Below are 22683 nucleotides of genomic sequence, written 5' to 3' on the forward strand. Positions count from 1 at the left end.
TGAGTGTATGGAGCGGTTAGAGATTCGCGTAGTAGAAATCCGGGGAAAATGTCCCGTTTTTCATGTTGGAGACAGGATAGTGGTTGAGGGGCCCAGGGTGAACCTGGATGAAACGGACGCAATATGCACCCATGCATTCGCATCGCTGCTGCCGTACATAGTTGCGCTGCGAAAGGGTATTAAGCCGAGTGAACTAGGCCTAGGCAGGGGAGAGAAGGCATACGTTCAGTGCCTCGACCCGGGGCCGCCGTACACGGACGGCGGCACCGTAATCTTCGAGATAACGGTGGTGAGAGATGAAGGCGAGAAAGGCGTGGAGAGTGGTGAGGGAGGTAGTTGACGAGGCCGACGTTATCGTCGAGGTCGTCGATGCCCGTGACCCCATAGGAACGAGGAACCGAAAGCTTGAGAGGCTCATCCTGGAGGAGGAAAAACCACTCCTCCTAGTCATGAACAAGGCCGACCTGGTACCAAAAGAATGGGCCGAGGAGTACAAGAGAAAGAGCGAGATACCCGTGGTTTTCATCTCCGCCCGTGAGAGGAAGGGAACCGGAATACTGAGGAGGGAGATAAAGAGGCTCGCCAGGCCGCTTTTGGATGAGAGGGAAAAGGTCAAGGTGGCCCTCATCGGCTATCCCAACGTCGGCAAGAGCACCATAATCAACACCCTGAAGGGAAAGAAAGCAGTTGGAACCGCCCCGATTCCCGGCTACACAAAGGGTAAACAACTGATAAAGCTGAGCAAAAAGCTATGGCTCCTCGACAGCCCCGGCGTCATCCCGATAGACGACTTCGACGAGCTGGTCATCAAGGGGGGCTTCCCCGCGGACAAGATAGACGAGCCCGTCAAACCGGCGCTCAAACTCATCAGGCGTATTCTGGATACGAGGAAGGAGGCCCTCACCGAGAAATTCGGCATCGAGGAGTTTGAGGGCGAGGAGGAAATCCTCCGGAGGATAGGAGAAAGGAGGGGCCTCATAAAGGCCGGCGGTGAGGTCGATCTGGAGGAGACGGCAAGGTGGTTCCTCAGGGAGTGGCAGACCGGCAGGTTCACCCTCTTCGGAAAGGAGAAACAGGAAAAAGAAGAGTTCACCCGGGACTTCGAGGATGTCCTTGAGGGAGTTGAAAGGGACCTCCTCCTGGACCCGAGGAGGATACTCTGGAAGTACGGCGACGAACTGAGGGAAAAGCTGGACGGCACAAAGCGCGTGGGGATACGGGAGATAGAGGGCTTTACAGTCGGGATAGCCACTGGCTTCAAGAAGTGCGACGGCGGAACAAAGCTCCTGGAGCGGCTGACAGGCAAGCACGTCCTTGCGAGCGAGTGCTTCGGAAAGAAGTGGAAAGGGGTCGTGGCGATACTGGAGTAGCTAACCGGAGCCAGAGGATACAAAGGCCAGACCGGCGCTTAGAACCGCCATGGCGAGGCCGGGAGCCACTATCCACCACCAGTAGCCCCCGTAGAGCGCCCCCTGGTTCATGGCCTCTATCATGAACGACCCCCAGTTGGTGCCCGGAATCAGGCCGAAGAACCCAAACACCGAAACCAGTGCAACTATCCTGGCCAGGAGTATGGTGGAGTACCTGAGGGAGAACTCCCCAACCGGCGGGAGTATGTGCCTCCTCAGGACCCAGAGCGTGCCGGCGCCCATGCTCACCGCGGCTTTGACGTACTCGTTCACCTTCTCCCTTATCGTCATCATTCTAACCGTCTTGGCGAACTTCCCGAGGGTGAGGAGGGCAACGAGGAACATGAAGAGGACGGGGTTTATCCTGACCTGCTGGCCGTAGCCCTGGGTGGAGAAGAGCCAGACGAGGACGACGAGGATTGGGAGCATCGGCAAAGCGACGAGAACCTCCAGGAGGAACGTTATGAACTCACCCAGGGCACCGCCAACGTAGCCCGAAATGAGACCTATTAGAACCCCCAAGGCCACTATTATGGCGGTGGTGAAGAAGGCCAGGTAGAGGGTGTTGTTCATTCCCTTGACGAAGCCCACCCACATGTCCCTGCCGTAGGAGTCCGTGCCGAGGAGACCGTAGCAGGTTCCGAGGATTTCAACGGAGGGTGTGGCGTTTCCCGCTAAGCGAACCTCAAAGACGTACTCTCCGTTGAGAGTCGCCATACTTCCGTCGCGGGAGAACAGGAGTTCAGTGGCGGAGAAGAGAACGTATTCAGCTTCGCTGAGATTGAGAACGTCGGAAAGCGAAGAAACAACTCCCGTGCGCATGTTGGTGTTGAGGCTGAGGTTGCTCGAGGTCGCTATACCGCCGTAGAGGGGCACTCTAATCCCGTCCGGCCTCAGAACGCTTATCTCAACCTCCTCACCGTAGGGGAGGCCGTAGAACCTAACGTCGCTCGGTTTGTCGTGGTAGGCATGTTCGTAGGAAAACCTGTAAACTGAGGAACCGTTCTCCTCAACGAGCGACGGCTCCAGGAAGACCGTGGGAGTTCTGTCGCCGAATAGGGCGAACCACGAGGGATATGCCATTCGCGGGTTGTCCTTCCAGTAGTTGAGATTCTCCCAGTTGGCAATGTCCTCATCGCTCACGCCCGCGTTCGAGAAGGCCACAAAGAGCGCGAAGATTACGAGTATCGCCACTCCAGCTTTCCATCCCATTTCAGCTCACCCTCGGATCGAGCAGTCCCTTGGTCAGCTCAAGTAGCAGGGAGAAGAGGAACGTTATGGTGGCTATCGACAGCGTTACGACGAAGAAGAGGCGGTAGTCGAAGCGCACCACCACGCCTATGGCCGGGACTATGGTCCTGACGAAGCTGGCCCTTAGGAGGGTTCCAAGACCGCCGAGGCCGAAGAGGACGTCGATGACTATGTAATCCGTGAACATCTCCACGAACTTCTGGACCGTGAAAGAACTCAGGACGATGGAAACGTTTCTGAGGACGTGCTTCCTGTATATCAGCCCCTCGGGAAGGCCCTTGGCCCTCTCAGTGAGGACGTAGGGCTTTCCAAGCTCGTTCCTCACCTCGTGGGCCACGGTGACCACGAACTCCCAGACGTAGACGAAGACCAGCGTGGAAACCGGGAGGACGAGGTGCCAGAGGACGTCCAGGAAACCCTCAAAGCCCTCCTTTGGTGGAGTGCTCCTCAGGCCGGCTATCGGAAAAACCCCCAGCTCGACCGCGAAGACCGCTATCAGAACCGCCCCTATCCACCAGGAGGGCAGGCCGTTGAAGAAACGCGCCAGTCCCTCAACCGTCCCAAGAAACCTTCCATTTGCCAGCCTGAAGCCAAGGAAGAGACCCAGGAGGAGGGTCAAGACCATGGCCAGCCCCATGACGGCGAGGGTCACCTTTATGACGTGGGCGAAGTCGTACTTGGGGTTCTCGCGGTAGTAGTCAAAGCTCTTCCTGAGGAGGTCTATCCCCATGAGGAGAAGGTTGTCGGTTCGGACTCCCTTCGCCTTCGTGAGTATTCGGTGGTAGTACTCATCGACTGTCAGGCCCTCCCTGGTGGCGTTCCTCTCAAGTTCGGCGTAAAGAGCGGGGTTGGATTCACGGATATGGAGAACGGCTTCGTGGGTGTACTCCCAGGCTATCTTGTTGGAGCTAGCGCCGGCTACCAGAACGATCACTAGGAGGACGCCAAGGTAAACCGCCACCAGCCGGGCGAGGGTCCTGATCGGGAGTCTCATTGCTTACCTCTCCTATGCCAAAAGTTCAAAGATAAAAAATTATTAAAGGAATAGCCCATCAGATTGGCTCGGGTCTGTAGCATATGTCCTCCGGCCACCAGCACTCCCAGTCCTCCGGGAACGGGCAGCCGCCCTGGTCGAGAGCTCCACAGGGCCCGATCCAGATCTTGGTCTTGTCTCCGGGGTTCACGACCTCGAACTCCATACTTCACCTACCTCCTTTTTAATTTTTGACTCATCGGCCGAAGCCTTGCTCACCCCGTGAGGGGGTGAGTAGTAATCAAGTGATTTCAACATCTTCTCGAAAATCACAGGGTGGTTTCGCTTAACCTTGACGTAAAGCCACATGGAAAGCCGTATCAGCTCTCTAATGAACTCGCAGTAATAGGGGTCAGGTTTGTGAATGTCCCCGGAATACATGTAGTTTATGTAGTAACAGCCTCCCCTACACAAGGGATAGGCCCAGCAGTGGTTGCACGGTTCCCTCGGGGGATTGCGAAGTATCTTTTGTATCACCTCTGAATCAACATTGACACCCAATCTAACGTCCCCCACGACGAACTCGTCCATTCCCACGAACCTCTGACATGGGTAAAGCTTTCCGTCCGAGGATACACCAAAAAGTTTCCTGCCAGCGCCGCAAGGATAGACAAGGGCACGCCTTGAGGCGAGGATCGTGAAGTACTTCCTGAAGTGGGAGTACCTAAACATCTCCGTCTCCTCGATGTGCTCGAGTTCGTACTCGGCAATGAGTTTCAGTTGTTCCTTCAGTGGTGAGACTATCTCGCGGAAACTATCTGAGCCGATAGATGCGGGCTCAATGTGAACACTCCTAACGCCGTTTTCCACAAAAAATCTAAAAATTTCAAAATACCTGTCAATCTGCTCCGGAAGTATCGTTGCCCTCACAGTCACAGGAACACCACTGGTAAGCAGGAGCCGGAGGTTTTTCATTACAACGTCAAACGTTGGATCCCCAGTTTTCGTGGGCCTGTTGTGATTCTGTATCTCCCTGGGTCCGTCCATGCTGAGAACGACGTTAAAGCGGAATCTTTTGAAGAAATCCACAACAGAAGGCGTTATCAGGTAACCGTTTGTGGTGATGCTGAAATTAACGGTCTTCCCCAGGGAGGCTGCCCTCCGCGAAAGAGTCTCGGCAATATATCTGAGCATGTGGAAGTTCAGGAGAGGCTCACCCCCGAAGAAACCAACTGACAGTTTGGAAGACCCCCTGGAAAGCAAAAACTCAATTATGTCATCTGCATCATTTTCATCACGTATCATAAACGGCAGAATCCCGTGCTGCTGCTCATAACAATACACGCATTTAAAGTTACACGCACTCGTCAGGTAGAGGGCAACGGAAGTTGGAACAACCTCGGACGATTTAGAGTCCACGCTCAAGTAAGGAGGAACCGCGCTTAAGGCCTTCAGGCCTTCTATCACCCGGTTCACATCTTGAGGGCTGATTTCAGGGTATTTTTTTAAGAACTCACTAACGCCCTCTTCGACTCCGCGCTTTCTGATGGAATCAAGCAGTTCATAGCTCTCAGCATCCAGCCGAATAAGGTGGAGCGTCTTTGGCGAGAACAGAATGTACTCATCGAGTACCTTGTCAAGATATAATGAACTAACAAATCCATCGCCACCCATATACATTCACCGCGTATGGTTCTGTAACATCACAAACTTATAAGAATTACGTTGGTTGAAATTAACAGTTCGACAAATGAACTTTTGACGATAGATAAAATGTCATAACATACAATGGAATAAAATCATTTTGATATCCAATAACCAAGTTATACAAAAGTGCACGGAGGCATTAACCAAACAAAGCTTAAAAGAGGGAACCCAGACATTCGTTATCATGAGACTCCTGCTCACCACTTCACAGGGAATCGAGGATCTTGCAAAGGGGGAGGTTGAGAACCTGCTCTCCAGACTTGGAGTTCCGTTTCGTGTGGAAGAGAGACCTCTCGGCGTTGAAGGGCGGGTTCTTGCCGAGGTCGGCGAGGCTTACTACACCGACGAAAAGGGAAGGAAGCGGGACCTGAGCGTCCCAACGTACCTGAACGAACGCTCCAGGCTCCTCCACCGGGTTATTCTGGAGATAGCGAGCGAGAGGTTTGAGGGAATAGATGGGGAGGAGCCGGAAAAAGCCCTCAAGCGGATTGAAGACTTCGTGGCTTCCCTTCCGGTGGAAAGGTACATCAAGACCAGCGAGAGCTTCGCCGTGAGGAGCTTCCGGAAGGGGGAGCACAGGATAACGAGCATAGAGGTCTCGAAGACCGTTGGTAAGGCGATATTCGAGCGTTTAGAACGCTTCGGAACTCCGAAGGTCAACCTCGACCACCCGGCTGTTATATTCCGGGCAGAGCTGGTTGGGGATGTTTTCTTCCTCGGGGTAGACACGACCGGAGACAGCTCGCTCCATAAGAGGCCTTGGCGCGTTTACGACCACCCGGCGCACCTAAAGGCCAGCATAGCCAACGCACTGATTGAGCTGGCAAAACCGGACGGCGGCCCATTCATCGACCCATTCTGTGGGAGCGGTACGATTCCGATAGAGCTGGCCCTGAGGGGCTACGATGGACGGATAATCGGCCTGGAGAAGTATAGAAAACACCTGCGCGGGGCCGAGATGAATGCCCTCTCCGCAGGAGTCCTGGAGCGGATAGAGTTCCTCCTCGGAGATGCCACCAAGCTGAGCGAATACGTCGAGAGTGTGGACTTCGCGGTGAGCAACCTTCCCTACGGCCTTAAAATAGGCAGAAAGAGCATGATCCCCGGGCTTTACTCGGCTTTCTTCCAGGAGCTCTCAAAGGTTCTCGAGAAGCGCGGTGTATTTATAACGACGGAGAAGAGGGCGATAGAGAAAGCAATAGAGGAGAACGGCTTCGAGATCAAGCACCACCGCCTCATCGGCCACGGCGGGCTCATGGTACACACCTACGTAATAGAATAGCCAGGGAAAGAAAAGAAAGAGAGCTCAGACCTTCAGCGCCTTGACCGCGCTGAGGGTCTCCTTGAGGTCGTCGTAGCCGTAGCGGAGGTATCTCCTTCCCTCGTTTTCATACCCGTCTGCGAAGGCACTCCAGGCCCTGTTGAGGGCCCTCTCGCCCCTGCTAAAGACGCTCATGATGGTTCCGTAGGTCATGAGGCCCTCTATCCTGAGGGGCTGCGCCTTCTCGGCGAACTCATCGAGCTCCTCGAGGATTCCGGTGAGTTCTTCAACGGCCTTCTCGCGCGGGGCGTCCATTATCCTCTCGATCCTGCCAAGGGCATCGGTGAGGAGCCTCTCAAGCTCCCTGACGCCTCCGGTTCCACTCTGGGCCGCCCTGTGGAGCTCCTCCTTCGCACCCTGGCGCCTGAGGAAGATGCCCGCCCCCATGACGACCAGGGAAGCGGCTAAGCCGCCCCACATGGGAGGGATCCTGGCGGCGGTGATGGCTCCCGCAACGAGGCCTACCGTGAGCAGGACGTTTCCAACGAGCTTCTTCATTTCCATCACCTCACGGGTGGAGCACTCCCATAACGGTCAGGACCGCGAAGAGGAGCGTCATTGCCGCCTCTCCGACCATCAGTCCGGCCGCGACCGGGAGCACCTTCTCGGTTATGAACTCGTTGCCCTTCTTCCTCTTCGCCACCTCGTGGACGATACAGCCTAGGCCGTAGGGCAGGATGTAGAGCATCGGCAGGTACATCGACAGGCCGACGAGGACGCCAAGTCCCGGTATTCCGCTCATGGAGAGGGCGAAGCCGAGGATTCCTCCCGCGATGAACTTGTCCACCGGGACGTTGCCGCCGAGGATCGCATCGACCATGGACTTGAGGGCCATGGCCTGCGGGGCCGGGACGGTCTCGTTTCCGATGCCGTAGGCCTTCCATATGAGGCCAACGACGGTGAGGGCTATTATCGGGCCTATCCAGGCGGTGAGGAGCTCAACCTTCTGCTGCCTGGAGGGAATACCGCCAACGAGGTGGCCGGTCTTGAGGTCCTGCATCATGTCGGCGGCGCCGGAGATGGCGACACCGACGGTGGCTCCGAGGAGTATGGTCAGCGGCACCTGCTTGCCGGTGAGGTAGAGGAGTATCATGACGACACGAGGGAGAGGCCGGAGACAGGGCTCCAGTCGGTCATTCCGGTGGACATGGCAACGAGCAGCGAGGCGACGAATATCCAGGCGACACCGACGAGTGCCGTGAGCAGGCTCCTGCCGATACCGAGGCCGCCGAGCTGGTAGGTGGTTATCAGCAGGAGGAGGAAGGCCAAGGCTATTCCGGCGTAGAGGTACTTTATCGGGAGCTCCTCGTTCCTGCCGGTTCCGAGCTTGCTCGCGTTGGCTATGCTCTTAAGGGCGACTATAATGACGGGCATCGAGAGTATGAGGCCCGCTATCGAGCCGCCGAGGAGCATTCCGATACCGAGCGGCCTGGTCATGTTGGCGTAGACGAAGCCGCTAATCGCTCCACCGGTGACGTCGCTCGGGAGCCAGCCGAGGGTCTTAACTATGGGCGTGATGATGTAGTATGAGAGTATTCCACCGGCGAGGACTATGAGGCCGTTCCTTCCGGTGATGAGGCCCATTCCGAAGACCATCAGCGAGAGGGCCATGGCCAGGCTGACCCACTCGGGGAGGTGGAGTATGGCTCCAAGGTCAATGTACTCGGGGATTATCTCCGGAAGGCCGAGCACCGGGAACTGCTGGACTAGATAGACGGCCGCGCTGACGGCCATGCCGAGGAAGAGCAGTCTGGCCTTCTCGATTCCGCTTCCCGGGGTCTTGAGGACGGTAGCGACGGCCGTTCCGGTCGGGAAGCGAAGCCTGTCGATCTCGATCATCTGCTTCCTCAGCGGGATTATGAAGGTGATTCCCAGTATAGCTCCGGCTGCTGTGGCGAGGAAGAAGTACGTGGTGTTTATCTCCTCGTGGAGTCCCATGATGTAGAGCGCCGGGATGGTGAAGATGACTCCCGAAACGGAGATGTTGACGGCAGAGGCTATGGTCTGGACGATGTTGTTCTCAACGACGGTTCCCTTCTTGAGGATTCCCCTGAGGACTCCCCAGCCGACGATGGCAGCTATCGCCGAACCGCCGGAGGTGAAGCCCATTATCATTCCCGCGTAGGTGAAGCTGGCGGCCATGAAGGCGCCCCAGATGACACCCAGTATTATAGCAGCGGGCGTCACTTCGCGGTAGGTCTCGTCCGAATCCTTACGCTTCCAGCTCGCGTCTCCAACCTTCCAGTTGGCATCCGCCATCTCCCAACCCCCTGCACAGTTATGAGCATTCATGTCCACGTTCTTTAGGAATGTGCATTCCTTGGAGATTGGCCCGTTTGGTAATATAAAGTTTTTCAGACCTGTAAATGCCAAGAACGCGGATTTAAAACCAAAAACGAGTTAAAACAGACTTTTATGCCGTTTTTAGTCTCAGCATGAATAAAAATTCATCAGGAAGATGGACAAGTGGACACCAACGCACATTACGACATTGAAGGCTCGAAGGGTGTTTAATGTGCCGTTTAATCCGCCGAACGACGGTTAGTTGAAACTTGAAAATGCTGAAGCGATTTAGGAAAAGTTCTGGGAAAAACGAAGGCTCAGACCTTAATGGTCACGTCAATGACCGCGGTCTCTTTGCCGGGGTTCCTCACCACGACCTTCCACCTGCCCTTCGGAAGTTCAACGACCGCATTCACTTCCCTGACGGTTCCAAAATCCCTCAGCACGGTCCCGTCGGAGGAGACAACCTTCACCTCAATGGGAACGCTGGAGCTTATCTCAACCGTCAGATTCGCCGGACCCCTGAAGGGCCACTCTCTGCTCTCCCCGGCTGGAACGCTCTTTCCCCTGGTGTAGACGAAGTTGTTGTCGAGACAGCCCGCAATCAGGATTGAGAGGACAAGGACGACAACCACCAGCCAACGGACGGGCTTCATGACACCACCGAAGACAGTTAAAGATTAAAAACTTAAAAAAGTTTCTCAGCAGAGTATCGAACCCTCGGCCAGAACATCGAACTCGACCCTTCCAATTCCCTCTATCCACGCCTCAACCCTGTCCCCGTGCCTGAGCGGGCCTACTCCAGCGGGAGTTCCGGTCGCTATTATGTCCCCGGGTTCGAGGGTCATCACCGAGCTTATGTACTCTATCAGCTCCGGGACCTTGAAGACCATCTCGCTCGTCCGTCCGAGCTGTCTGAGCTGGCCGTTCACCTTGAGACCTATCTCTAGGTCCTCGATGTTAAGCTCTCGCTTATCAACCACCCTCGGACCGACCGGGGCAAAGGTGTCGAAGCCCTTAGCCATGCTCCAGGGAAGGCCCCTCTCCCTTGCCTCGGCCTGAAGGTCGCGAGCGGTTATGTCAAGGAGTATCGTGTAGCCGAGCACGTAGTCCATGGCCTTTTCCCTCGGCACGCGCCTGGCCCTCCTTCCGATTATGACGGCAAGCTCGACTTCGTGGTCTACTCTCTTGCTCATTCTGGGCAGGATTATAGGCTCGCCGGGACCGATGAGGGCGCTTGGAGGCTTGAGGAAGAAGACTGGTCTTTCCGGAACGTCGCTCTCCATCTCCTTCGCATGCTCGGCGTAGTTTTTGGCGAGGGCAACTATCTTGCTCGGCCTCAGCTCGTAGAAGCCGTCCATATACGGAAGCCTGACCATGCCACCACCGGTCAAACTAAACCGAACCCCTTAATAAAAGGAGTGCCGCAGGAAGAACCCCAAGTTCCTGACCTCCTCCCCACCCCGAAGGGCGAGGCTTTCAAAAGAAAAATGTAAAAGTTAACATCGGGAAGTATAAAAAAGTTTTGAGGGAACGAACTAAAAATCCAGCTCAGCCCCTCAGCGGCTCCGGAATGGACTTATCCCACTGCTCCCTCGCCAGTTCGCCGGTGTACTTGAACTTCTCGACCTTTTTCTCGGCCTCCTTGCGCTTCTTCTGGTGCTCCTTGAGGAACTTCTGGACGCGCTCAATCAGCTCGCGCTTGCACTGGCCGCAGAGGAGCTCGCCACTTTTGCACGCGTGATAGCGCTCCATGAGCTTCTTGTCGTCCGGCTCGAAGAATATCTCGAACCACTTGAAGACGACGCACTTCTCGGGTTCTCCTCCCTTCTCGCGCTGCTCCTTCGCGGTGGCCCTTCCGCCGGTGAGGGCGTACTTCCATATCTTCTTGCCCGCCTCTTCGGGGTCATCCGTGAGGTAGACGGCCGTCTCTGGCTTGCTCGCGCTCATCTTTCCGCTGAGGCTGGTTAAACCCGGCACGAACTTGCTGTGTATGGCTGCTGTCTTGTAGTAGCCTAGGCTTTCCGCGAAGTCCCTCTGGAGCCTCCAGTAGGGGTCCTGGTCTATTGCCGCGGGAATCAGACAGCGCTTCTTTTCGAAGAACGTCGGTGCCGCCTGTATGGCCGGGTAGAAAATCATCCCAATCTTGCTCTGGTCGGTGAAACCGAACACCGCGCGGGCCATCGAGTAGTTTATCTTCTTGGCTATCGGAATGGCCATCTCGTATATCTTAGTGAACTCGCTGTCCTGGAAGATGAATGTTTTATCCGGGTCGAAGCCAACCGCTATGATGTCGAGGATGTTGTCGTAGGCCCATCTCTTCGTGTCGTCGAAGGTGAGCTTCTCCTTGAACAGGAACTTCTCGTCGTCCGTTATCTGGATGTAGAGATTGACGTCAAAGCTCTCCTGGAGCCATTTGGTGGCGTAGAACGGTATGATGTGGCCAATGTGCATGGGTCCGCTCGGCCCCCTGCCGGTATAGAGGAAGAAGCCCTTCCCCGTTTCGTAGTCGGCAAGAACCTTATCGTAGTCCCTATGGGAGAAGAAGAACTTCCTTCTGAAGAATATTGGAAGTTCGCTCTTCGTAAGCTCCGCGGTCTTCTCTATAAGCTCGTCCGTTAGCGGACTGGTTCCGAACTCGACTATAAGCTTCGCGTAGTCTACCACACCCTCAACGTCCCATGGGGTGACCTTAAAGTCGTCCATTCAAAGCACCTCCATCTCCAGTGGAAACGAAACTCCAAACTAAGACGGTCAAGAAGAGGTCGGCTTCACCAGGGCCAAAAGCAATCACCTGGCATGGGAAGAGAAAGGGAAGAAGGGAATTTAAAGTTTTCCATTCTCCCTCAGCCACTCGCCGTACTTGACGAGGGCGTAGACAGCATCGACGCCGTCCTCGACCGTCTCATAAACGGGAACGCCCTTGAGCTCGATGTTCCTGGCCATCTTGTGCGGATAAGTCCCACCGGGGGCGACGAAGACTATCGGCTTGCCGTACTCCTGCATCCTGGCCATCGCCTCGACGATTCCCTCGTCGAGGGCCGGGCTCTGGAAGAGCGCTATGACGACGAGGACGTCAACGTTTTCATCCTCCAGCGCGTAGCGCATGGCTATCTCGTACCTGCTCGACGGGGCGTCGCCGATGACGTCTATCGGGTTCCTGTAGCTCATGTGGTGCGGGAGCTTGCCTTCCTCGATGTCTTTCCTAAAGCGCTCATTAGTTTCTTCGCTCAGCTCGGCAAGCTTCATTCCCCTCTCGAGCAGGCCGTCGCTCATCATGACTCCAGCACCGCCGCCGTTGGTGACTATCGCAACCCTGTTGCCCTTCGCCGGCTTCTGCATCGCCAAGGCCTTCGCGTAGTTGAAGAGCTGGCGCATGCTCTTGGCGCTCAGAACGCCGGTCTGCTCAAAGGCGGCCTCGTATATCTTGAAGGAGCCTGCCAGAGAGCCTGTGTGGGAAGCTGCGGCCTTGGCGCCGGCCTCAGTTCTACCGCTCTTGAGTATGACGACGGGCTTCTTGAGGGTTACCTCTTTGGCCGTGTTGAAGAACTTCCTTCCGTCCTTGACGCCCTCTATGTAGCCGGTGATGACTCCGGTTTTCGGGTCGTCGCCGAGGTAGGCCATGAAGTCGCTCTCGTCGAGGTCGGCCATGTTTCCGAGGCTGATGAACTTGCTCATTCCTATCTTGTGGCTGGCGGCCCAGTCGAGGATTGCAGCACCGAAGGCACCGCTCTGGCTCATGAAGGCGACCTTTCCGAAGGGCGGCCTCGCCTGTCTCTCCGGCGGGTTGAAGTTGCAGTCGAAGCCGTTCTCGAGGTTCGTCACGCCGAGACAGTTCGGACCGACGAGCCTTATTCCCCACTTTCTGGCGCGCTTAACAAGCTCCTCCTCAAGCTCGGCCCTTCCGGCCTCCTTGAAACCGGCAGAGATGACGACGGCGCTCTTAACCCCCTTCTCGCCGCACTCGTCTATGACGTCGGGGACGAACTTCGCCGGAACCGCTATGACAGCGACGTCGACATCGTCGGGTATCTCCTTAATGCTCCTGTAAACCTGGAACTTCTTCCCGTTGACCTCGACCTCGCCGCCCTTGACGTTGACTGCGTAGACCTTTCCATCGAATTTGAGCGTTATCGAGCGCATTATCGAGTTTCCTATCTTTCCGGGGACGTTTGACGCCCCGATGACCGCGACGCTCTTCGGATAAAACAGGAAATCGAGCTTTGGTGCCTCCATCTTGTCCACCTCCGAAGGTTTTTCGGGAGCCCATATTTAAGCCTTCCTCCCCAGATGGGTACATCCGGGAAGGTGGATATTTTGTCCAGCAGTGGCCCTAATGAACCAGGGCCTTTACGTATATAAAGCTACCGCAGAAAGCAAAAGGGTTATATGCCATAACGTTAAAAGAAGCATTAGAACGTTTAAATTGGGTGGTGGAAATGGCGAAAGTGAAGGTCATAACGGACCCGGAAGTTATAAAGCTGATGCTTGAGGACACGAGGAGAAGGATCCTCGGACTGCTCCGCAACAAGGAGATGACCATCTCTCAGCTGAGCGAGATACTGGGGAAGACGCCCCAGACGATATACCACCACATCGAGAAACTCAAGGAAGCCGGCTTAGTCGAGGTCAAGAGGACGGAGATGAAAGGCAACCTGGTGGAGAAGTACTACGGAAGAACGGCCGATGCCTTCTACATCAACATGTACCTCGGAGACGAGGAGCTCCGCTACTTCGCCCGCTCAAGGCTCAAGATAAAGCTGGAGATATTCAAGGCCCTTGGATACGAGTTCGATGACGAGGGGCTCCTCAACACGATGGATGAGCTTCTCAAGAAAGAGCATGAGTACAAAACGGAGATATCCAAAGAGATCGAGGCCAACGAAGAGGCGCTCAAAGACTTCTCCAACGAGGATATCATCCACGCCATCGAGTGGCTGGCCATGGCCAGAATGGGCCGCGACGAGGAGACCCTGACGCTCTTGAAGAAGCTGGGAGAAATACTTAAAAAATAACTCCCAAAGGGGAAGCGATGGGATATGGCAAAGGGGATAAGGTTACTGGTTCTGGACGTGCTTAAACCGCACCAGCCGATGGTGACGGAGCTGGCGCTCGGACTCAGCGAGCTCGACGGGGTCGATGGGGTCAACATAACTCTCGTCGAGATAGACAAGGAGACGGAGAACGTCAAGATAACGATGGCCGGCGACAACCTCGACTACGACGAGATAGTCAGGACGATAGAGGAGTTCGGCGGCGTGGTGCACAGCATAGACATGGTTGCGGCGGGTAGGAAGATCGTTGAGGAGGGAGAAACCCCCCAGGACAAGCTGGAGGAGTACTGAGTGAGGGAAGTTTTGATAATCACAGAGCCCGAGAAGGTGAAGGTGCTCTCGGAAGGGACCAGACTCAAAATCCTACAACTCCTAAGGGATCGCCCAATGACAGTCAACGAACTCAGCGATATCCTCGGAAAGGACAGAACGACCATATACAGACACATAAAGATGCTGGAAAACGCAGGTCTCGTGGAGGAGCTTGAAGTCCAAGGAAACGAAAGGGTTTACTCCAGAACCGCGAGATTGTACCTCATCAAGGCAGACCCAGACGAGAGCGTAGAGAAGTTCAGACAGGCTTACCTCCAGGTCGAGGCGGAGAAGCTCGTCCAGATCCTCGAGAAGGCAGGGTTTAAGATAAAAAACAGAGAGAAGCTGGTAAAACTTGCCAAGGAGGTTCTGGACGAAATAGAGATTAATTCTCAGTCGATTCTTAAGAGAATATCCCAAGCCAACATCGAGCTAACCGAGATAGAGCTCTTCCACCTCCTCAACATGCTTGTCTTCATGCAGAGCTGCGAGCTGTGCGGAAAGGCCCAAGAGGCCCGACAGATGATTGAAGATGACTAAGCCTTGTTATCCTGCCCTTTCTCTTTCAACTGGCCCTCCCTAAAGGGCTAGCTCACGGAGAGAAAAACTCAATGTTGAAACGGGATGTTTCATTTCTGACATTTTTCTTTCAACAAGCCTCGTCCTTTGGGGCGGGGTACGAACAACCACCCAGCTAGCCCTTAAGCGGGAAAGCAACACTCTTTTAAAGCCTAAGAGTCATACCATGCTTTGAGATGAAGCGCTCGGTAACGGTCAAACTCCAGCCCTCAAAAGAGCAGGAGAAAATCCTCTCCGAGTTAGCTCATGCTACCGCAGTAATCTGGAACAGGCTCAATTACCAGCGTTTAAAACAATTCAAAGAATTCGGCAAGATTGATTTTAACGGGACGGAAAATAAAGCTTACCACGAGTTCAAAAACTGGATTGGCGGCTCGACAGTCCAGCAATTAGCCAGAAAAAACGCCGAAAGCTGGCGTTCATTCTTCCAACTCAACAAGAAGAAAAAGAGTGGAGGATTGCCGGAGTGGTTCAGACCAAAACCTCCCGGCTTTGTTAGAGAAGAAAACGGTAAGAAAGTCTTCATAATTTCCCTCCGGAACGACCAGTACAGGGTTGACGGGAACGTTATTGAGTTGAGGCGCCTCGGGAAGTTTGAAAGACTGAGGATTCAATTCAAGGGAAGAATTTACCTTAAGGGGAAACAGGGACGGCTTGAGATACAGTATGATCCCGTTAAAAGAAAATGGTACGCTCACATCAACATCACGGTGGAAGAAAAACTAATCAACGGCGAGTGGGTTGAAGTCCCAAGAGAACCATTGGGAAACCTCTCTACTGGCATTGATTTGGGAGTGAACAATTTAATGGCGGTCTACGTTGAGAGCGGTGAAAGCTTCCTCGTGAACGGCAGGCCCTTAAAGAGCATAGCCTTCTACTGGCGGAGGAGAATAGCCGAGTATCAGTCAAAACTCAACAAAAGCGGCGCGAAAAAGAGTATGAAACTCAAAAGAATGCACGAGAAGGCTAAGCTCCAAGCCAAGCACTACATTAACACGGCAGTCAGGCAGACTGTCGAGAGGCTGTATCACCTTGGAGTTTCGAGGATTGTTGTTGGTTATCCCAAAGGAATTGCCAGAAACTCTGATAATGGTAAAAAGCAGAATTTTCTCCTCTCCCACGTTTGGCGGTTCAATTATGTTATCAAACGCTTGAAGGAAGTGGCTGAGGAGTATGGTATTCAGGTTTTGCTTGTTAATGAGGCTTTTACTTCTCAGTTTTGTCCCCTCTGCGGCCAACGCCATCCTGATGGGAGGATTTTCAGGGGTTTGTTTAAGTGCCGTGGAGAGGGCGTTGTCTTGAATGCGGATTTGGTTGGAGCGTTTAATATTTTGAGGAAGGTTGTGAAAACCATAACCCCGAGCCTGTCGGGTTTGACGGCGGGTAGGGGTAATTGGGGGAAGGCCCTCCCGGAGGGGTTCTCCGAACCCCCTTCAAAAGGGGTGATGAGGATTACCCCTCGAACCTCCCCGCCATTAGCGAGGGGTTAACTCGTTGGAACCCTCGCCCTTCAGGCCGAGGAGGAGGTCATCATCCACCCGGTGTTCTTTTACGTCCTACAATGAACAATAGTGGCAAAGTTTAAATATTTCACCATCGGTGATATATTCTGACCATCTGGTGGTGATTGCCATGGCCAGAAAGGTGTTGGTGGCAATTCTAGTACTTCTGGTCTTTCTCAGCGCCTCGGCAGTTCCGGCAAAGGCGGAAACCCTTGAAAACGGCGGCGTCATAATGCAGGCCTTCTACTGGGACGTCCCAGGTGGAGGAATCTGGTGGGACACCATAGCCCAGAAGATACCAGACTGGGCGAGTGCCGGGATTTCGGCAATATGGATTCCCCCCGCGAGCAAGGGCATGAGCGGCGGCTATTCTATAGGCTACGACCCCTACGACTTCTTCGACCTCGGCGAGTACTACCAGAAGGGAACCGTTGAGACCCGCTTCGGCTCGAAGGGAGAGCTTGTGAACATGATAAACACGGCCCACGCCTACGGCATAAAGGTCATAGCGGACATCGTCATAAACCACCGCGCGGGCGGAGACCTCGAGTGGAACCCCTTCGTCGGGGACTACACATGGACGGACTTCTCGGGGGTTGCCTCCGGCAAGTACACCGCCAACTACCTCGACTTCCACCCGAACGAGCTTCACGCGGGCGATTCCGGAACCTTTGGCGGCTATCCGGACATATGCCACGACAAGAGCTGGGACCAGTACTGGCTCTGGGCCAGCAACGAAAGCTATGCCGCCTACCTCCGGAGCATCGGCGTTGATGCATGGCGCTTCGACTACGTCAAGGGCTACGGAGCGTGGGTGGTCAAAGACTGGCTGAACTGGTGGGGAGGCTGGGCCGTAGGAGAATACTGGGATACCAACGTTGATGCCCTCCTCAACTGGGCCTACTCCAGCGGCGCCAAGGTCTTTGACTTCGCCCTTTACTACAAGATGGACGAGGCCTTCGATAACAACAACATCCCCGCCCTCGTCGATGCCCTCAGGAACGGCCAGACCGTAGTCAGCCGCGACCCGTTCAAGGCGGTGACCTTCGTCGCCAACCACGACACGGACATAATCTGGAACAAGTACCCGGCCTACGCGTTCATTCTCACCTACGAGGGACAGCCGACAATATTCTACCGCGACTACGAGGAGTGGCTCAACAAGGACAAACTCAAGAACCTCATCTGGATACACGACAACCTCGCAGGAGGTAGCACCGACATAGTCTACTACGATAACGATGAGCTCATCTTCGTCAGGAACGGCTACGGGAGCAAGCCGGGGCTGATAGCCTACATCAACCTCGGCTCAAGCAAGGCCGGAAGGTGGGTCTACGTTCCGAAGTTCGCCGGTTCGTGCATACACGAATACACCGGCAACCTCGGCGGCTGGGTTGACAAGTGGGTGGACTCAAACGGCTGGGTCTATCTCGAGGCTCCTGCCCACGACCCGGCCAACGGCGGGTACGGCTACTCCGTCTGGAGCTACTGTGGGGTGGGCTGAAGTCTCCCACTCCAGTTGTTTCCATTCTTCCCGTTTCTGTTTACGACGACACTTGATTGGCTCCCTTTCTCGCGAATCCGGGCCAGAGAAACTCAAAAATCCCACTGAGAAGCCAGGCCGTGAAGAACATCATCATTTCCTTAGAAACGCCATGAACATTCCCCTCAAGGAGGGAGTACTCCGCCCCAACAAGAACCACTAAAGCAGTATACAGAAGGACGTTCCGGAGTAAAAAGGCCCTGTCCAGTTTCCCGTTCCGGAACTCCCAGGCGCGGGGGAGGATAACACCCGCAACCCAGAGAAAGACCAGAACGAGCATTGTCTCAGGGGAGAACCCCCTGACTGCAAGGATAACGACCGGAACCGACATCATCGTCCTAACCACATTTTTGGATACCATTTTTCATCACCCGTCGTTTTTTAGTATTTGTGACCCGTCCTATCTATTATCCACAAGGCCGAGCGTTTCTTTAGCCCCCAACGCCAGCCAACCCTGAAGAGCAGTAGCGTCCAGAGGAGCGAGATTACCGCGGTGGAGTACGGATAAAACCTGAAAACCCACACGAAGATGTTAGACGCCGGAACCACCCCGGAGAACACGAACCACAGCCTGCTCTCCAGCGAGCAGTACTCAGAATCCCTGTAGGCGGAGCACATGAGCCATTCTAAAGTTGAAGAAGCCAGCCAGAAGAAACCAGTAATAAGAAGGGCCTCCGGATAAAACCCCTCACTCCCGAAGTAACCACCAAGGAGTGCTAAAACCAGCTCGGCAATCCACCAGCGGAAAAATAAGATGGAAGGAACCTCAGTTCCGTAGAGCTTCATTTTCACCACCGTTAGCACTGTTAGATAGATTCCACTTTGAATATCCTCTCTTTTTCCTCTTTGCTGAAGGGATAACCAGCATCGGTGAGGAGCTTTGCCGCCAGCAGTGCAAAGAGAAAGCCTGCCAAGCCAAGGAGTATGAGGTTTCCATCAAACCATCTTCCCAGTATTGCGGCAGTTATTGGTATGAAACCTATCATATATCGCGCGGCCAGGAGATTGTTGGCTATTCTGTCGGCTTCTCTTGGAGGATACACCTTCGACAGCGTTTGCCACTCATCACGGTAAAAAGAAAGAATGATGGGAGTCATTGCAAGCAACCATAGGATGCCATACTTAACACCCACTTCTGGAGCATACTTTCCAAAGAGCACCACCAATACCTCCGCCGCAACCAACCGTGTAAGAAAATTATGGATGAACTTTCTGTTGTGAATGTACCCCCTCATAATGCTCCCCCGAATCTGAGGTTTTATCTAGAAGTTTTACATTTCAAATCACGAACATATCGTGAAATGCGTTTTGAGATTTTCCACGGTTCTCTCGAAATGTCGATGGGTGTTATGAACTTTGCGTGAAGATAAGCCAAGATTGCCGCGCTCAGAAGGACTAAGAGTACTGAAAGGAGTATGCTGAATTTGTAGAAGAACCACGCTCCAAGAATAGACTATGGGGAATAGAAGGAATACTTCCACAACTCCCCTGTCAACGTAAGCCTCTGTCTCCTTAATAGCAACCTCTACAGTTTTGCCCTCTTCCCTGAGCTTTTTGCCGATCACAGAACGGTAAAGTGTAAAGTACTGTAACACTGAGAGAAGTGGAAAAAGGACCAAGACAAACTTAACCACCCTCCAGAAAGAGCCTGCGACTGCGAACGCACCAAATAGAAAGCCAAGACCCACAAATGCCACAAATCCCCTAACCCAATTGTCCACGAACAGTATCTCCCTAAAGTTCGATTCGTTCACTTTCATCTTGAAGCCTCCATACCCGGTTTAACACCATAGAACCATTATCCCCAATGACTCCCTGCCGTCACTCCAAGCAGGAGCAGTCCCAGGAGGACTGCCACCAATGGACGCCACTTCAAGTGATTCACCTCTAAGGGTTTTCATCTGGATATCAAATCCAAGTCCTTAAAAGTTTTTCTTTTTAGTAGTAATTTACAATCAAAACAGAAAAAGATTTTAACTGTCTTCAAATGGCCCCATTTGATGAAACAATATTGAGTTAAAAGAGAACCCAAATAAGTCCCTCAGCTCAACCCGCACCACTCTTCCTTTACCATAACAACCTCGTCGGTGAGGTATGTCCCGTTAACGACTTCCAGGGTGCACAGGAGAGTCCCGTTTTTGCCCGTGATCTCCGCGAAAATCCCCCACGTTCTTCCAAGGATTTCAACGCTCTCGTTCACGCAGGTTGTCTCGTTTGAAGCCTGGAAGAGAAAGTAAACGATGGAGTTCCTTTCAATTTTGTAGCCAAGGTAAGTGCCATTGATGCAGGAACTCAGGGTTATCCTCCGCCGCAGGGCGTCTTCAAGGGTCGGGAAGCAGTGCCCGTCGTCGAGGACGAAGCGTCCGTCCTCAAAGACCGCCCTGCAGTAGAGCACATCTCCGTCGCGTATCTCCGCCACCACGTAATCGACGGGAAGGTCAAAGGCCTTCACGAGCCGAAAGTCCCTTCCACCTCCGCCGGAGCGCCTGAACTTGAAGAGCGCCACGTGGGTAACCCCGTTGGGATAGCCTGCCATAAGCTCCGCACCCTCAAACTCCACTGGAGAGCCGAAGTGGGTCTCGACCTCCAACCGGTACTTCTCCCCTGAAAAGAAGATAAGAAAGGAAACCAGAGCCAGGGAGACAACGGCAAGAAAAAGGAAGGCCTTCAAAAGGCGGCCGGCCATCGTACCACCTCAGAACTCCATCACCCACCTAACCGCGTGCGGCACTTTCTTCGCAACCTCCAAAGCGGTGAAGTTCTCGCCGAGCTCCTCCTTCACCATATCCCCGGCGAGGCCGTTGAGGAAGGCTCCAGCGGAAGCGGCCCTCAACGGTTCGTTGCCGAGTGCGAGCAGAGCGCCAACGAGGCCCGCTAAAACGTCCCCGGTCCCACCAGTGGTCATGCCTCTGTTCCCTGTTCTGTTGCACTTCCAGGTTTTTCCGTCGCTGATGACGTCGTAGGCCCCCTTGAGCAGGATAACGCCGCCAACCTCGCCGGCCTTCTCCCCCACAACCTCCGCCTTCTCTATGAACAAACTCTCGGGCTTCACGCCAAAGAGAACCCCGAATTCGCCGGCGTGGGGAGTTAAGACAAAGGTCTTTCCATTGAGAACGCTCAAATCCTCGGCCACCGCCTTTAGACCGTCGGCATCTATGACCATCGGCTTTTCGCAGCGCTTTACAAATTCCCTCACGAATTCCTTCGTCTCCTCAGTGAGTCCGATTCCCGGGCCGATGACGACGGCGTCGGCCTTTTCAGCTATGCTCAGGAGTTCATGAACGTGTCCAGGCGAGAAGTTCCTTCCCCCAATAGGCCTGAGGATTAAATCGAGGTCGCTTATCCTCATTGCCGGTTCAGAGGGCATCGCCAGGTAAACGAGGTCAACGAGATAGCTCGCGGCCTTGGAAGCGAGGTAGGGGGCACCGTAGTAGTCCCCGCTGCCGCCGATAACGAGCAGTTTGCCGTTCTGGCCCTTGTGCTCGCCCTTCTTCCTGAGTGCGAACTTTGCATCACCTGGGCCAACGAGGTGATAGAGCTCCTTTGGATAGCCGATTTTGACTATTACCCTCTCAAAGCCGTCGTACTCTTCCTTGTCCCACTGGAAGGTCACCGCGAAGTCCGCTTTAACGCGAACCCCGCTTGGGTAGCCGCTCGGAAGATCAATGCTGACTACCTTGGCCTTTCCGGCGTATTCGTTAATCTTCTCTATCGCGGAGCGTATCGGCTCGCGCGGCTCGCCCCTTGTGCCGGCCCCAAGAAGGGCATCAACGATAACGTCGTAAGCGCTCAGGTCGAGGGACTTTATGTAGGCGGAATCCTTGAGAACCTTGATTTTCACGAAGTCGAGGCCCTTGAGTATCTCCCAGTTGTGCCTGGCTTCCTCGCTCCTTATCTTCGCCTCATCCCCCACGAGGAAGAGCGTGACATCGTTCTCGAAGCTGAGGTGTCTGGCCGCCACAAAGCCGTCGCCGCCGTTGTTCCCAGTCCCGGAGAAGACTGCAATTTTGAGCCCCTTTCCAAAGCGCTCTTCAATCGTCCTGGCAACGCCTGAGCCGGCGTTCTCCATGAGCTGGTAAGGAGTAATCCCGAGCCACTTGGCGTTTATGTCCCAGATGTAAACGTCCTCGATCCTCACCATCACCACCCGAGAAACTTTGTCTAAGATTAAAATAAAAGGTCATCGCAAGACCTTTGTACTCAAAGGCGTAATAACTTCTGTGGTACCGATGACCATCAAGGCCAACCTTGGCTTTCTGTTTATGATCAGCTGGGCACTTTCCTATACCTATGTTACATCTACCAGACGAAAAGACACCGATCAAGACCACCGGCAAATACCACAAGAACGCCCATCCAAGGATATTGAGGATATCCAAACGTCTGACCACATATGAGAAGCCCCACGACTGCAGATGGAAACTCAAAGACGATCGCAAGTGCAACCTGACCTCCTTCCCGTCGTGAAGGGCGGGGGTTTGCCTAACCCCTCGCTAAGGGCGGAGAGGTTTGAGGGGTCTCATTCAAACCCACTAAAAAGCGGGTCTTCGACCCCTCCGGCCCGGTCTTCCCCCAATTACCCCTCCCTTGAGCGTACAAACCGCCCAAGTTCAGGGTTATCGTTCCCACAGCCCTCTTCAAAATATTAAACGCCCCAACCAAGTCTGAATTGAAGACAAGCCCCGTCTCGGGACACTTAAACAAACCACGAAGGAAGCGAGCCCCCTCGTGAGGCCTCCCGCAGACGGG

The 22683-nt window shown here is 54.2% G+C and carries 25 protein-coding genes and 1 pseudogene; 8 read left to right on the forward strand and 18 right to left on the reverse strand.

Annotation, left to right across the window (positions count from 1 at the left end; all coding sequences use genetic code 11):
* Positions 1-7: 7 nt before the first annotated feature.
* Positions 8-340, forward strand: coding sequence for a TIGR04076 family protein (locus tag APY94_RS08830; protein ID WP_058939285.1), 333 nt, complete (start codon positions 8-10; stop codon positions 338-340).
* Complete coding sequence (locus APY94_RS08835) at positions 297-1370, forward strand: GTPase (RefSeq protein WP_058939286.1); 1074 nt, start codon at positions 297-299, stop codon at positions 1368-1370. The genes APY94_RS08830 and APY94_RS08835 overlap by 44 nt, the downstream gene beginning before the upstream one ends.
* Here APY94_RS08835 and APY94_RS08840 read toward each other — a convergent pair whose 3' ends face one another.
* Genes APY94_RS08840 through APY94_RS08850 form a run of 4 tightly spaced genes read right to left on the reverse strand, consistent with a single transcriptional unit; the run spans position 1371 to position 5307 of the window.
* Positions 1371-2621, reverse strand: coding sequence for an ABC transporter permease (locus APY94_RS08840; protein ID WP_058939287.1), 1251 nt, complete (start codon positions 2619-2621; stop codon positions 1371-1373).
* Between the two features lies 1 nt (position 2622).
* The gene (locus APY94_RS08845) at positions 2623-3654 is read right to left on the reverse strand and encodes an ABC transporter permease subunit (RefSeq protein WP_058939288.1); all 1032 of its coding nucleotides are present in this window, start codon (positions 3652-3654) and stop codon (positions 2623-2625) included.
* A gap of 58 nt (positions 3655-3712) precedes the next feature.
* Positions 3713-3859, reverse strand: a complete 147-nt coding sequence (locus APY94_RS13235) for a hypothetical protein (protein ID WP_157065512.1) — start codon at positions 3857-3859, stop codon at positions 3713-3715.
* On the reverse strand, positions 3841-5307 hold the full coding sequence (locus tag APY94_RS08850; protein ID WP_058939289.1) for a radical SAM/SPASM domain-containing protein: 1467 nt from the start codon (positions 5305-5307) through the stop codon (positions 3841-3843). Before APY94_RS08850 ends, APY94_RS13235 begins: the two co-directional genes overlap by 19 nt.
* Positions 5308-5524: 217 nt before the next feature.
* Between APY94_RS08850 and trm14 the strand changes: the two genes are divergently transcribed.
* On the forward strand, positions 5525-6622 hold the full coding sequence (trm14, locus tag APY94_RS08855; protein ID WP_058939290.1) for a tRNA (guanine(6)-N2)-methyltransferase: 1098 nt from the start codon (positions 5525-5527) through the stop codon (positions 6620-6622).
* A gap of 24 nt (positions 6623-6646) precedes the next feature.
* On the opposite strand, the gene APY94_RS08860 is transcribed toward trm14, so the two are convergent.
* From APY94_RS08860 to APY94_RS08885, 7 genes are all read right to left on the reverse strand, one after another.
* Positions 6647-7165, reverse strand: coding sequence for a cell division protein (locus APY94_RS08860; RefSeq protein ID WP_245610449.1), 519 nt, complete (start codon positions 7163-7165; stop codon positions 6647-6649).
* Positions 7166-7169: 4 nt separating this feature from the next.
* Positions 7170-7754 carry an OPT/YSL family transporter gene (locus APY94_RS13885; RefSeq protein WP_281176030.1) on the reverse strand — a complete coding sequence of 195 codons (585 nt, stop codon included), beginning with the start codon at positions 7752-7754 and terminating at the stop codon, positions 7170-7172.
* Positions 7751-8920 carry an OPT/YSL family transporter gene (locus APY94_RS13890; RefSeq protein WP_281176031.1) on the reverse strand — a complete coding sequence of 390 codons (1170 nt, stop codon included), beginning with the start codon at positions 8918-8920 and terminating at the stop codon, positions 7751-7753. The genes APY94_RS13885 and APY94_RS13890 overlap by 4 nt, the downstream gene beginning before the upstream one ends.
* Positions 8921-9261: 341 nt before the next feature.
* Entirely contained in the window at positions 9262-9600 is a 339-nt protein-coding gene (locus APY94_RS08870) for a hypothetical protein (RefSeq protein WP_058939292.1), read from the reverse strand.
* Between the two features lie 45 nt (positions 9601-9645).
* A complete protein-coding gene (locus APY94_RS08875) occupies positions 9646-10323 on the reverse strand; it encodes a fumarylacetoacetate hydrolase family protein (protein ID WP_058939293.1) in 678 nt (225 codons plus the stop codon).
* Between the two features lie 172 nt (positions 10324-10495).
* Positions 10496-11650: a tryptophan--tRNA ligase gene (locus APY94_RS08880; protein WP_058939294.1), complete on the reverse strand. Its 1155-nt coding sequence runs from the start codon at positions 11648-11650 to the stop codon at positions 10496-10498.
* Positions 11651-11770: 120 nt separating this feature from the next.
* On the reverse strand, positions 11771-13180 hold the full coding sequence (locus APY94_RS08885) for an acetate--CoA ligase family protein (protein WP_058939295.1): 1410 nt from the start codon (positions 13178-13180) through the stop codon (positions 11771-11773).
* A gap of 203 nt (positions 13181-13383) precedes the next feature.
* Between APY94_RS08885 and APY94_RS08890 the strand changes: the two genes are divergently transcribed.
* The 5 genes from APY94_RS08890 to APY94_RS08910 all read left to right on the forward strand — a co-directional run bounded on the left by APY94_RS08890 (position 13384) and on the right by APY94_RS08910 (position 17895).
* Positions 13384-13959, forward strand: a complete 576-nt coding sequence (locus tag APY94_RS08890; protein WP_058939296.1) for a helix-turn-helix domain-containing protein — start codon at positions 13384-13386, stop codon at positions 13957-13959.
* A 24-nt stretch (positions 13960-13983) separates the two neighbouring features.
* Positions 13984-14289 carry a DUF211 domain-containing protein gene (locus APY94_RS08895; protein WP_058939297.1) on the forward strand — a complete coding sequence of 102 codons (306 nt, stop codon included), beginning with the start codon at positions 13984-13986 and terminating at the stop codon, positions 14287-14289.
* The gene (locus APY94_RS08900; RefSeq protein WP_058939298.1) at positions 14290-14850 is read left to right on the forward strand and encodes a winged helix-turn-helix domain-containing protein; all 561 of its coding nucleotides are present in this window, start codon (positions 14290-14292) and stop codon (positions 14848-14850) included.
* Between the two features lie 215 nt (positions 14851-15065).
* On the forward strand, positions 15066-16379 hold the full coding sequence (locus tag APY94_RS08905) for an RNA-guided endonuclease InsQ/TnpB family protein (RefSeq protein ID WP_058939299.1): 1314 nt from the start codon (positions 15066-15068) through the stop codon (positions 16377-16379).
* A 142-nt stretch (positions 16380-16521) separates the two neighbouring features.
* Positions 16522-17895, forward strand: a complete 1374-nt coding sequence (locus APY94_RS08910) for an alpha-amylase (protein ID WP_058939300.1) — start codon at positions 16522-16524, stop codon at positions 17893-17895.
* Between the two features lie 40 nt (positions 17896-17935).
* Here the strand turns inward: APY94_RS08910 and APY94_RS08915 are convergent, their stop codons facing one another.
* From APY94_RS08915 to APY94_RS12955, 7 genes and pseudogenes are all read right to left on the reverse strand, one after another.
* A complete protein-coding gene (locus APY94_RS08915) occupies positions 17936-18295 on the reverse strand; it encodes a hypothetical protein (protein ID WP_058939301.1) in 360 nt (119 codons plus the stop codon).
* A 20-nt stretch (positions 18296-18315) separates the two neighbouring features.
* Positions 18316-18720: a hypothetical protein gene (locus APY94_RS08920; protein WP_058939302.1), complete on the reverse strand. Its 405-nt coding sequence runs from the start codon at positions 18718-18720 to the stop codon at positions 18316-18318.
* Positions 18721-18740: 20 nt separating this feature from the next.
* Positions 18741-19169, reverse strand: coding sequence for a hypothetical protein (locus tag APY94_RS08925; RefSeq protein ID WP_058939303.1), 429 nt, complete (start codon positions 19167-19169; stop codon positions 18741-18743).
* A gap of 48 nt (positions 19170-19217) precedes the next feature.
* Positions 19218-19694 carry a hypothetical protein gene (locus tag APY94_RS08930; RefSeq protein WP_058939304.1) on the reverse strand — a complete coding sequence of 159 codons (477 nt, stop codon included), beginning with the start codon at positions 19692-19694 and terminating at the stop codon, positions 19218-19220.
* A 281-nt stretch (positions 19695-19975) separates the two neighbouring features.
* Positions 19976-20620, reverse strand: a complete 645-nt coding sequence (locus APY94_RS08935; protein ID WP_058939305.1) for a hypothetical protein — start codon at positions 20618-20620, stop codon at positions 19976-19978.
* Positions 20621-20629: 9 nt separating this feature from the next.
* Positions 20630-22072, reverse strand: coding sequence for a bifunctional ADP-dependent NAD(P)H-hydrate dehydratase/NAD(P)H-hydrate epimerase (locus APY94_RS08940; RefSeq protein WP_058939306.1), 1443 nt, complete (start codon positions 22070-22072; stop codon positions 20630-20632).
* A gap of 344 nt (positions 22073-22416) precedes the next feature.
* A pseudogene (locus APY94_RS12955) lies at positions 22417-22683 on the reverse strand (zinc ribbon domain-containing protein); the annotation flags it as partial.

Source organism: Thermococcus celericrescens (assembly GCF_001484195.1).
GTDB lineage: Archaea > Methanobacteriota_B > Thermococci > Thermococcales > Thermococcaceae > Thermococcus > Thermococcus celericrescens.

Bases quoted from the DNA above. Each gene is read 5' to 3' on its own strand.
- APY94_RS13235 (WP_157065512.1), bottom strand. From the start codon at position 3,859: ATGGAGTTCGAGGTCGTGAACCCCGGAGACAAGACCAAGATCTGGATC.
- APY94_RS08845 (WP_058939288.1), bottom strand. From the start codon at position 3,654: ATGAGACTCCCGATCAGGACCCTCGCCCGGCTGGTGGCGGTTTACCTT.
- APY94_RS08905 (WP_058939299.1), top strand. From the start codon at position 15,066: ATGAAGCGCTCGGTAACGGTCAAACTCCAGCCCTCAAAAGAGCAGGAG.
- APY94_RS08840 (WP_058939287.1), bottom strand. From the start codon at position 2,621: ATGGGATGGAAAGCTGGAGTGGCGATACTCGTAATCTTCGCGCTCTTT.
- APY94_RS08870 (WP_058939292.1), bottom strand. From the start codon at position 9,600: ATGAAGCCCGTCCGTTGGCTGGTGGTTGTCGTCCTTGTCCTCTCAATC.
- APY94_RS08890 (WP_058939296.1), top strand. From the start codon at position 13,384: ATGGCGAAAGTGAAGGTCATAACGGACCCGGAAGTTATAAAGCTGATG.
- APY94_RS08935 (WP_058939305.1), bottom strand. From the start codon at position 20,620: ATGGCCGGCCGCCTTTTGAAGGCCTTCCTTTTTCTTGCCGTTGTCTCC.
- APY94_RS08895 (WP_058939297.1), top strand. From the start codon at position 13,984: ATGGCAAAGGGGATAAGGTTACTGGTTCTGGACGTGCTTAAACCGCAC.
- APY94_RS13890 (WP_281176031.1), bottom strand. From the start codon at position 8,920: ATGGCGGATGCCAACTGGAAGGTTGGAGACGCGAGCTGGAAGCGTAAG.
- APY94_RS08920 (WP_058939302.1), bottom strand. From the start codon at position 18,720: ATGAAGCTCTACGGAACTGAGGTTCCTTCCATCTTATTTTTCCGCTGG.
- APY94_RS13885 (WP_281176030.1), bottom strand. From the start codon at position 7,754: ATGATACTCCTCTACCTCACCGGCAAGCAGGTGCCGCTGACCATACTC.
- APY94_RS08850 (WP_058939289.1), bottom strand. From the start codon at position 5,307: ATGGGTGGCGATGGATTTGTTAGTTCATTATATCTTGACAAGGTACTC.
- APY94_RS08915 (WP_058939301.1), bottom strand. From the start codon at position 18,295: ATGGTATCCAAAAATGTGGTTAGGACGATGATGTCGGTTCCGGTCGTT.
- trm14 (WP_058939290.1), top strand. From the start codon at position 5,525: ATGAGACTCCTGCTCACCACTTCACAGGGAATCGAGGATCTTGCAAAG.
- APY94_RS08875 (WP_058939293.1), bottom strand. From the start codon at position 10,323: ATGGTCAGGCTTCCGTATATGGACGGCTTCTACGAGCTGAGGCCGAGC.
- APY94_RS08835 (WP_058939286.1), top strand. From the start codon at position 297: ATGAAGGCGAGAAAGGCGTGGAGAGTGGTGAGGGAGGTAGTTGACGAG.
- APY94_RS08830 (WP_058939285.1), top strand. From the start codon at position 8: ATGGAGCGGTTAGAGATTCGCGTAGTAGAAATCCGGGGAAAATGTCCC.
- APY94_RS08860 (WP_245610449.1), bottom strand. From the start codon at position 7,165: ATGGAAATGAAGAAGCTCGTTGGAAACGTCCTGCTCACGGTAGGCCTC.
- APY94_RS08885 (WP_058939295.1), bottom strand. From the start codon at position 13,180: ATGGAGGCACCAAAGCTCGATTTCCTGTTTTATCCGAAGAGCGTCGCG.
- APY94_RS08880 (WP_058939294.1), bottom strand. From the start codon at position 11,650: ATGGACGACTTTAAGGTCACCCCATGGGACGTTGAGGGTGTGGTAGAC.
- APY94_RS08925 (WP_058939303.1), bottom strand. From the start codon at position 19,169: ATGAGGGGGTACATTCACAACAGAAAGTTCATCCATAATTTTCTTACA.
- APY94_RS08930 (WP_058939304.1), bottom strand. From the start codon at position 19,694: ATGAAAGTGAACGAATCGAACTTTAGGGAGATACTGTTCGTGGACAAT.
- APY94_RS08910 (WP_058939300.1), top strand. From the start codon at position 16,522: ATGGCCAGAAAGGTGTTGGTGGCAATTCTAGTACTTCTGGTCTTTCTC.